Annotated in this window: 3 protein-coding genes; all 3 read left to right on the plus strand. The window is 40.0% G+C overall.

Annotation, left to right across the window (positions count from 1 at the left end):
* Positions 1-23 precede the first annotated feature (23 nt).
* Positions 24-1961 carry a long-chain-fatty-acid--CoA ligase gene (locus IQ247_RS18315; RefSeq protein WP_193922524.1) on the plus strand — a complete coding sequence of 646 codons (1938 nt, stop codon included), beginning with the start codon at positions 24-26 and terminating at the stop codon, positions 1959-1961.
* A gap of 517 nt (positions 1962-2478) precedes the next feature.
* A complete protein-coding gene (locus tag IQ247_RS18320; RefSeq protein ID WP_193922525.1) occupies positions 2479-8067 on the plus strand; it encodes a type I polyketide synthase in 5589 nt (1862 codons plus the stop codon).
* A 125-nt stretch (positions 8068-8192) separates the two neighbouring features.
* Positions 8193-10334 (plus strand): two-partner secretion domain-containing protein (locus tag IQ247_RS18325; RefSeq protein WP_193922526.1); only part of this gene is annotated, 2142 nt, incomplete at its 3' end.

Below are 10334 nucleotides of genomic sequence, written 5' to 3' on the forward strand. Positions count from 1 at the left end.
GGTAGTTTTAGAATAATCAGGTCATGAACATAGCACAAAATGTAGAGCGTGGTTGCTGTCTATTTCCGAATAAACCAGCAGTGATTTTTGAAGGTAAGTATTTGACTTACAAACATCTCAACCAAATGGTAAATCGGGCTGCTAATGCTTTGAGCGAACTGGGGATGAAGCGAGGTGAACGAATTGGATTGTTTTTACCTAATATTCCTGAATTTATCATTTCTTACCTGGCGATCCAAAAAATTGGTGCGATCGCGGTTTCAATAAATATTAGTCTCCAAGAAGATGAAGTTAAGTTTATTCTGGATGATTGTCAAGCCACAGTATTGATTACGACTCCACAGCTTTATGAAAAAATTTCTCAAGCGGATTTACCATACTTACAACATCTTTTGATTACTGAAGGTAAATCGACTGCCGGTATTTCTTTAGATGAATTAATGTCGAAGGTTTCAGATGAAGCTCGTGCTGTGATCATGGAACGAGATGAACCAGCAGCAATTCTTTATACTTCTGGGACTACGGGTTTTCCGAAAGGGGCGACTCTTTCCCACGGTAATGTGATTTCTAATATGTATTCGATGAATCACAATTGTGGAATGAGTAGTAAAGATAATATTTTGTTATTTTTGCCGATGTTTCACTGTTTTGGGCAGAATGCTATCTTCAACAGTGCTTTAAATGCCTGTGCGACGATTGTACTGCATCGCTCTTTTGAACCAGACACGATTATTAATTCGGTGGCTGAGTATGATATTACAATGTTTTTCGGAGTACCAACAACTTTTATTCTGTTACTAGAGAAAGCATCTAAAACGGATTTAACCGCAAATTATTACTTTTCTGCTGCTGCTGGTTTACCTGTAGAAATTGCCAAACAATGGCAAGAAAAGTTTGGTCAAGTGATTCATCAAGGATATGGTTTAACTGAGACATCACCCCTAGCTAGTTACAATCATCGGCTCAAATATAAGCTTGGTTCGATTGGTACACCAATTGAAAACGTGGAGATGAAGATTGTTGATACTGAAAATGGTAGGGAAGTCACACCGGGTAAGTTGGGGGAAATCTTGATTCGGGGTGTCAATGTCATGTTGGGTTACTGGAATCGTCCATCGGAAACGGCTCAAGCCATTAAAGATGGATGGTTTCATACTGGTGATATCGGTCAAATGGATGAGTTGGGTTACTTCTACATTGTTGACCGTTTGAAAGATATGATTAATTGTGGCGGTTTGAAGGTGTACCCTGCTGAGGTAGAAAATGTAATTTATCAACATCCATCTATCGCAGAAGTGGCAGTGTACGGTGTTCCTAATACCTTAATGGGGGAACAGGTTCGGGCTTGTATTGTACTTAAGGCTAATCAAATAGTTACAGAAGAGGAAATAATTGCTTTATGTCAGCAGCGACTGGCACAGTATAAGGTTCCGAGTAAAGTCCTATTCGTTACATCTATACCAAAAAATCCCACAGGAAAAATACTGAAGCGATTGTTACGGGAAGAAAATTCTTGTCCTGGGGAAGTGGTAAAAGTTGTGGAAACTCAGTTGATTACGACTAAAGCAAGTAACATTCAACAGCAAACTCTTAAATTGCAACCAGGTTTCGAGCAAGTTGCCAATTGGATAACTGATTGGATGGTGAAAAAGTTGCTCCTAAGTGACGGTAAAATTGATCGCAATAAATCTTTTGCCGATTATGGTTTGGATTCTCTAAGAGCGGTAAAGTTAGCTGAAGATTTGAGTAACTGGTTGCAACGGGAGATTTTACCAACCATAACTTGGAATTTTTCCACGGTTGATTCTTTAGCACATCATTTAGGCAGTGTAGATATTTCCCAAGAGAATCAGCTTGATACGAAGGCGCTTTTGAATCCACAATCCACCGATTTTGAAGCATTGAATGATAGAGAGTTAGCTGAGTTACTTGCTCAAGAAATTGCAGCGTTAAACATTTAAATTTAGTGACATGAACTACTATAGGAATCCTACTTGAAAATTGAAAAAACTCAGTACACCTTAATCTTCTAGAAAGAATCATGAAAGCATGAATGCAAGAAAGCAAGAAAGCAAGAAAGCCTCCCTACACAAATAATTATGGCTACGCCACGCTGCGCGTTCGTGTAGCGTGCCCGAAGGGCATACAAAAATCAAACCGGATTCCTATAGTACTCCACCACATTAATTTTAAAGGGTAACTCCCGGTTCGTAGTAGCGCAGAGGGCGCTTCATCCACCAGGAATCCCGAAGAGTTAAAATACCTCTTCGTAGGTTGGGTTAAGCGTTGGCGAAGCCTGTCCGACAGGACATAGCGCAACCCAACGCGGGTGCCGAGGCTCCACTACGTTTTGCTTCGCAACGCTTGCGCGAACAGCCCAACCTACAATATTACTTGACCACATTTTAAGGGGTAACTCCCGGTTCGTAGTAGCGCTTGGGCGCAATATTCACCATCAACCATCAACTATCAAATAACATGAATTACCCAGAAAATCAAAATTATCGTCCGTTGTTAGAAAAAGCATTGTTGCAATTAAGAAATATGCGTTCTGTTGTCGATAATATGCAGCAGGTGCAGAGGGAACCAATAGCAATTATTGGTATGGGATGTCGCTTTCCTGGTGGTGCTGATAATCCAGAGGCTTACTGGCATTTGTTGCATGATGGAATCGATGCCATTAAAGAAATTCCATCTCAACGTTGGGATGTAGATAAATATTATCATTCAGACTCCGAAGTTCCGGGAAAAATGTACACTAAGTACGGTGGATTTTTAGATCAAGTAGATCAATTTGATGCACATTTCTTTGGTATCTCTCCTAGGGAAGCAGTAAATTTAGACCCCCAACAACGATTACTTTTAGAAGTAAGCTGGGAAGCTTTGGAACATTCGGGAATTCCCGCAGATAAATTAAAAGGTAGTTCCACCGGAGTCTTTATTGGACTTTGTATGGATGATTATTCTCAGTTGGGTTTTAACAGTGGCGATCGCACTCAAATTGATGCTTACAATACTTTGAGTATTCTCAGAAGTATGGCTGCGGGACGTTTGGCTTATACTTTAGGTTTGCAAGGTTCGACGATGCAGTTAGATACTGCTTGTTCGTCTTCGCTGTTAGCGGTGCATTTGGCTTGTCAAAGTTTGCGTACTGGGGAATGTAAGATGGCTTTGGCTGGTGGAGTGAATTTAATTCTTTCTCCGTCAGCAAGTATTGGTTTGTCTAAGTTAAAGGCTTTGTCTAAGGATGGGCGCTGTAAAACTTTTGATGCTGCGGCTGATGGTTACAGTCGGGGTGAAGGTTGTGGAATAGTTATACTCAAACGATTGTCAGATGCAATTTCTCACGGGGATAATATACTGGCTGTAATTCGCGGCTCGGCTGTCAATCATGATGGTGCAAGTAATGGTTTAACTGCTCCCAACGGTGCAGCACAAGAAGCATTATTACGTAAAGCTTTAGAAAATGCTCGGCTCGAACCTCATCAAATTCAGTATGTGGAAGCACATGGTACAGGAACTAGTTTAGGAGATCCAATTGAAGTTTTAGCACTAGGAAATATATTGGGTGAAAATCGTAGTCAAGATAATCCTTTAACCATCGGTTCAGTAAAAACTCAGTTAGGACATTTAGAATCTGCTGCTGGAATAGCGGGTTTAATCAAAGTAATATTAAGTTTGCAGCAGGCTGAAATTCCCGCTCACCTACATTTTAATCAGCCCAATCCTTACATCCCTTGGGGCAAACTTCCCGTGAGAGTACCTACTTCCCTCACAACATGGGATGCTCCCCAACGTTTGGCTGGAATCAGTTCCTTTGGTATGAGTGGTACTAACGTACATTTGATTTTAGAATCTGCACCGCAAGTTGAACCCAAAACCCAACCGGATATCGAACGTCCGCTACATTTATTGAGTTTATCAGCCAAAACTGAAGCAGCACTAATTAATTTAGTTGAAGATTACCACAGCTTTTTATCATCTCGTCCCCAAACAGCTTTGACAGATATTTGTTTTACAGCTAATACAGGGCGATCGCATTTTGAGCATCGACTGGCTTTTATTGCGGAATCGACTACAGATTTACAGCAACAAATTAGCAAGTTTATTAATAATCCATCTGCGGGAATTACTGATAAAAGTGAGCATCAACAAAATCAAAAAATCGCCTTTTTGTTTACGGGACAAGGTTCCCAGTATGCGGGAATGGCAAGAGAACTTTACGAAACTCAACCGATGTTTCGTCAAATTATTAACCGCTGCGATGAAATTTTACGTCCATATTTAGAACAGCCTTTGCTGTCGGTGCTTTACGGTAGTAACACCAACTTGATAAACGATACAGCTTACGCTCAACCGGCTTTATTTGCTATTGAGTACGCTGTCTTCCAATTATGGAAGTCTTGGGGTATTGAACCAGATATGGTTTTGGGACATAGTTTAGGTGAATATGTTGCGGCTTGTGTGGCGGGAGTCTTTAGTTTAGAAGACGGTTTAAAATTGATTGCGAAACGAGCTAGGTTAATGCAAGCTATGCCGGGCAACGGTACAATGGTAAGCGTTTTTGCCACAGAAGCAGTCGTTTCCACAGCGATTCAAGCTTTTAGCGATCGAGTTTCCATCGCAGCGATAAATGGACCGGAAAGTGTGGTAATTTCGGGAGAAAATCAAGCGATAGATATTGTTGTTGAAAAGTTAGAAGCTAAAGATATTAATACCGTCAAATTAAATGTTTCTCACGCTTTCCATTCGGCTTTGATGGAACCAATGTTAGGGGATTTTGAGCAGGTATTATCAGAAGTTTGCTTTGCAACCCCCAAGATAGATTTAGTTTCCAATGTTACTGGTGAGTTAGTCACCACAGAGCTACAAAATCCTCAATATTGGTTAGATCATTTGCGGGGAACAGTAAGATTTGCACCTGCAATGAAAACTCTTGCACAACAGGGTTGCCAAGTATTTTTGGAAGTAGGGGCCAAATCTATTTTATTAGGAATGGGACGTAAATGTGTAGATACAAATGTGGGAATGTGGCTTTCTAGTTTGCATTCTTCTCAGTCGGATTGGCAACAGATGCTGTCAACTTTAGCACAATTGTATATCCATGGAAAAACCGTAAACTGGTTTGCTTTTGACTCTGATTATTCTCGTCAGCGATTGGTATTACCAACTTATCCATTTCAACGTCAGCGTTATTGGGTTGATACATCTCAGATAAATATTCCTCAATCACCAACTTTAACCCCAAGTAATAATCAAGCGCTGCATCCGGTATTAGGTAAAAGGCTGAGATTGCCATTTTCTCCAGAAACTCGTTTTGAAGTAGAATTCAGTGCCAATTCACCGGCTTATTTAAATGATCACAAACTGTATGGAAAAGCAATAGTTCCGGCAGCATCTTACGTTTCGATGATTTTATCGGCTGTTAAGGAGACTTTTTCGGATGAATCTTGTGTGATTGAGAATTTATTACTTTCACATCCTTTGATTTGTGATCATGATAGTACCCAGACGGTTCAGTTAGTGTTGACACCGCAATCAAATCAAGGCACAGGATTACAAATTATTAGTCTACAAAATCCAACTTCGGAAAACCATATTGAAGCTTGGGAATCTCACGCAAAGGCAATAGTTAATCTGGTGACAACAGAAATAAATTTTGTCAATAACTCGATAAATATTGAAACATTAAAACAGCAATGCGATCAAATATCGGGAACAGAATTTTACTCCACATTCCGAGATAGGGGCTATCACTGGGAAAATTCATTTCAATGGATTGACACAATTTGGCTGGGAGAAAATCAAGCTTTATGTCAAATGAAACAGCCTCAATTACCAGATAAAATTGATAATTATCAACTTTATCCCGGTTTAATTGATTCTTGTTTACAACTACTTAACAGTTGGGAACTAACTAAATCCGAGCAAGATTATATGTACGTTCCCTTTAACATTGCCAAATTAAAATTTTACCATCGTCCTAATTGCGATCGTAAACTATGGTGTCACGCTCAAAAACAAGAATCAGACGATAATAGTTTACTTGGTAATATCAGTTTGTACGACGAATCCGGACGTTTAATTGCGGAAATTATCGGTTTTGAAGCCAGAAGAACTCGTCAAAAAACCGTTTTCCAAAACATCACTAAAGCAGAACACGATTGGTTGTATGAAATTGCTTGGGAAAACAAGGATGTTGATAAGAATCAAGAATTAATTCCACAAGAAAAGGGTAGTTGGCTGATATTCGCTCAAGATACAGGAATAGGCGCTCAACTTGCAAGAAAATTACAGCAAAATGGCGAAGATTATGTTTTAGTTGTTCCCGGTACGGAATATAAAGCTTTTCCGCAACAGTTTTACATCAACCCCGAAAATCCCCAAGACTTTCAACGATTGCTGGAGGAGATCACAAATAATCAAACTGCTTTACGGGGAATAGTATACTTATGGGGATTAGATGACACTTTTAAGACAAATAACCAAGTTCGTAATTGCGGTAGCGTTTTACATTTAGTCCAAGCTTTGACTAAAGCTGAATTATCTCCATATCCCCGATTGTGGTTGGTAACGAAAGCAACTCAAGCAACAACAGCATCCGATGATTTACAATTAACCGGAGCTTCATTGTGGGGATTGGGTAAAGTAATTGCTTTAGAACATCCAGAACTATTATGTACCCGCTTGGATTTAGATGCAGCAAACCATAATCAAGTTCAAGAATTGTACGAGCAATTATTATTTGCAGACACAGAAAATGAAATTGCTCTACGTCAAGGAATTCGTAAAGTTGCTCGCTTAGTAAGACGCAATTATCAAACTAACGCACAACAACAGTTTAAGTTTAATTCAGAAAGCAGCTATTTAATTACCGGCGGATTAGGAGCTTTGGGACTTGTAGTTGCTCGTTGGATGATTGATAAAGGGGCTAGAAATTTAGTTTTAACTACCAGAAGGGGAATTACCAACGACACTCAACAAGAAATTTTACAACTAGAACAAGCCGGAGCGAAAGTACTGGTTGTCAAAGCAGATGTTTCCCAAGTAGAAGATGTATCTGGAATATTAACCAAAATCAAGACATCCCATCCACCTTTAAGAGGTATTATTCACGCTGCGGGTGTCTTAGATGATGGGTTACTGTTACAGCAAACTTGGCAACGATTCGAGAGAGTTATGGCTGCGAAAGTCAGGGGAACTTGGAATTTACATCATCTAACTCAAGATATACCTCTAGACTTCTTTGTTTGTTTCTCCTCAGTAGCTTCCTTATTGGGTTCCCCAACTCAAGGAAACTATGCTGCTGCGAATGCTTTTATGGATACCTTAGTTAATTATCGCCGAAATCAAGGTAAGCCAGGTTTGAGCATTAACTGGGGTGCTTGGGGTGAAGTCGGGATGGCTGCTAAATTAGACATTCGTCACCAACAACGAATAACAGCAAGTGGTTTTTCCACAATTGCACCACAACAAGCATTACAAATATTAGGAGATTTATTAACGCAAAACGCAACACAAGTAGGAGTTACACCCGTTAATTGGACGAAGTTTTTACAACAATTTTCCCCAGGAAAACAACCACCTTTAGTTAATAACTTCCTTAGTCAAACCCAAGCAAAAGTAAAACAAGAATCATCAACCCAGCATTTAGAACTTCTCCATCAACTCCAAGAAACCATCGTTAGCGAGCGAGAAAATTTATTGATTGCTCGTATTCAAGATGAAGTTGTCAAAGTTCTGCAATTTGATTCCTCATTTCGTCCAAATCCCCGTACCGGATTCTTCGACATGGGAATGGATTCTTTAATGTCGATGGAATTAAAAAATCAGTTAGAGAAAATGTTGGGAAACTCCTTACCTTCTACCTTGACATTTGAATATTCCACCATTGAAGCTTTAGCACAGTATTTACTAGATAAAGTTATTTCCTTGGAAGTTGTAGAAATCGAAGAAACCTTAGAGGTGAAACCAGTACAAGATTTTGTTGATGACATCTTACAACTTTCCGAAGCAGAATTGTCAAACTTGATCGATCAAGAATTGGCAGAATTATTAAGAGTTTAGGGGATAAATTAACAGCCTCTCCCCTTGCTGGGGGAGGTTTTGAAAGGTAAGGTTAAAATTTCCGTAAAAAGCAGGCTCCTTTTACCTAAAATATTAAAAGTATTTTTAACGCATAAGAGGTTGAAATGAACGAAATTAATTATAACAGCTTATGGAAATTTTCTCTAAAAATATTACTAGGATTTTTGAGTGTCAGCGTCACATCAATAGAATCGGGTTTTGCTCAAAGCAATATTGTACCGGATAACACTTTAGGTACTGAACCTTCACAAATTAATAATAATAATAATGTAAATAGAAATGGTATACCCAGCACCTTGATAGAAGGTGGAGCAGAGCGGGGTCAAAATTTATTTCATAGTTTGCAAGAATTAAATGTCGGTGAAGGAAGAGGTGCTTATTTTGTTGTTCCTAATGATAATATTCAAAATGTTTTAACAAGAGTCACGGGAAATAATCCTTCAGAAATATTAGGCATTTTGGGTACGATATCCAATAGAAATTTTGACCCTAGTAATGCAAATTTATTTTTAATTAATCCCAACGGGATTGTTTTTGGAGAAAATGCCAGTTTGGATATAAATGGTTCCTTTGTAGGGACTACTGCAAATGCAATTGAGTTTGCAGAGCAAGGGTTTTTTAGTACGATAAATCCTCAACCACCAGCTTTATTGACGGTGAATCCTTCGGCTTTTTTGTTTAGTCAAATTAATCAAACAGCATCGATTCAAAATAATTCAATTGCAGACTCTGGAATAGATCCAGCAGGTTTTAACGTATTTGGTTTGCGGGTTCCCGATGGTAAGAGTTTGCTGCTGGTGGGTGGCAATGTCAACATGAATGGTGGAGAATTAAACGCTTATGGTGGGAGGGTTGAGTTAGGAGGATTGGCAGAAACTGGAACTGTAGCACTAGATATAAATGGGAATAATTTCAGGTTGGAATTTCCCGATAATGTTACTCGTGCTGATGTATCGCTGACAAATCAAGCCAAGGTATATGTAGAAGGTGCTGGTGGCGGTGATATCGTAGTTAATGCTGGAAATGTGGAAATTACTGGAGGAAGTTTTCTTTCCGCTGGGATTGGGCAAGGTTTGGGGACACCTGAAACTGTTGCCGGAGATATTACCCTAGATGCGACTGGAGAAATAACAGTTGCTGATTCTGGGAGCCAAATTCGCAATCGGGTGCGCCGGGATTCAAGAGGTAATGCAGGAAATATTACCGTTAATACAGGTTCCTTGAATTTAGCAGAAGGTGCTAGTCTTTCTGCCTCAACATTGGGAGAAGGAAAAGCGGGGAGTGTGACGGTAACAGCCAATGATACTGTTTCCCTTACAGATGCTAATATCTTTAGCAGGGTGGAAGCAGGTGGTGTGGGTAATGGGGGAAATATTGAGATTAATGCTGCTAACCTGACACTACGAGATAGCGCTCAAATAACAACTAGTATTCGTCGTGCATCTGATACCCAAAGTGCAGGAAGAGGCAATGCGGGGGATGTGAATGTGAATGTAACGGGTGTTGTTGATATTGCTGATAGAAGAGATACATTTCCCAGTGGGATTAGAAGTACTGTGGGTACAGGAACTATTGGTAATGGGGGAAATATTACCGTTAATGCCGGTTCCTTCAACTTAACAGAAGGTGCTGAACTTATTGCCTCAACATTCGGAGAAGGAAATGCGGGGAATGTGACGGTAACAGCCAATGATACTGTTTCCCTTACAGATGCTAATATCTTCAGCACAGTGGAAGCAGGTGGTGTGGGTAAAGGGGGAAATATTGAGATTAATGCTGCTAACCTGACACTACGAGATAGCGCTCAATTACAAACTAGTACTCGTGGTGCATCTGATACCCAAAGTGCAGGAAGAGGCAATGCGGGAGATGTGAATGTGAATGTAACGGGTGTTGTTGATATTGCTGGGGAAAAAAATGGATTCCCTAGTGCGATTTTCAGTGATGTGGAAACAGGAACTATTGGTAAAGGGGGAAATATTACCGTTAATGCCGGTTCCTTGAATTTAGCAGAAGGTGCTGAACTTACTGCCGCAACATTCGGAGAAGGAAATGCTGGGAGTGTGACGGTGAAAGCCAAAGATACTGTTTCCCTTACAGATGCTAATATTTTCAGCAGGGTGCAAGCAGGTGGTGTGGGTGATGGGGGAAATATTACCGTTGATGCCGGTTCCTTTAACTTAACAGAAGGTGCTAGTCTTACTGCCTCAACATTCGGAGAAGGAAATGCTGGGAGTGTGACGGTG

It is taken from the genome of Plectonema cf. radiosum LEGE 06105 (genome assembly GCF_015207665.1).
GTDB classification, from domain to species: Bacteria; Cyanobacteriota; Cyanobacteriia; order Cyanobacteriales; family Nostocaceae; genus Rivularia; species Rivularia radiosa_A.

Coding starts and splice junctions, on each gene's coding strand:
- IQ247_RS18315 (WP_193922524.1), top strand. CDS start 24: ATGAACATAGCACAAAATGTAGAGCGTGGTTGCTGTCTATTTCCGAAT.
- IQ247_RS18320 (WP_193922525.1), top strand. CDS start 2,479: ATGAATTACCCAGAAAATCAAAATTATCGTCCGTTGTTAGAAAAAGCA.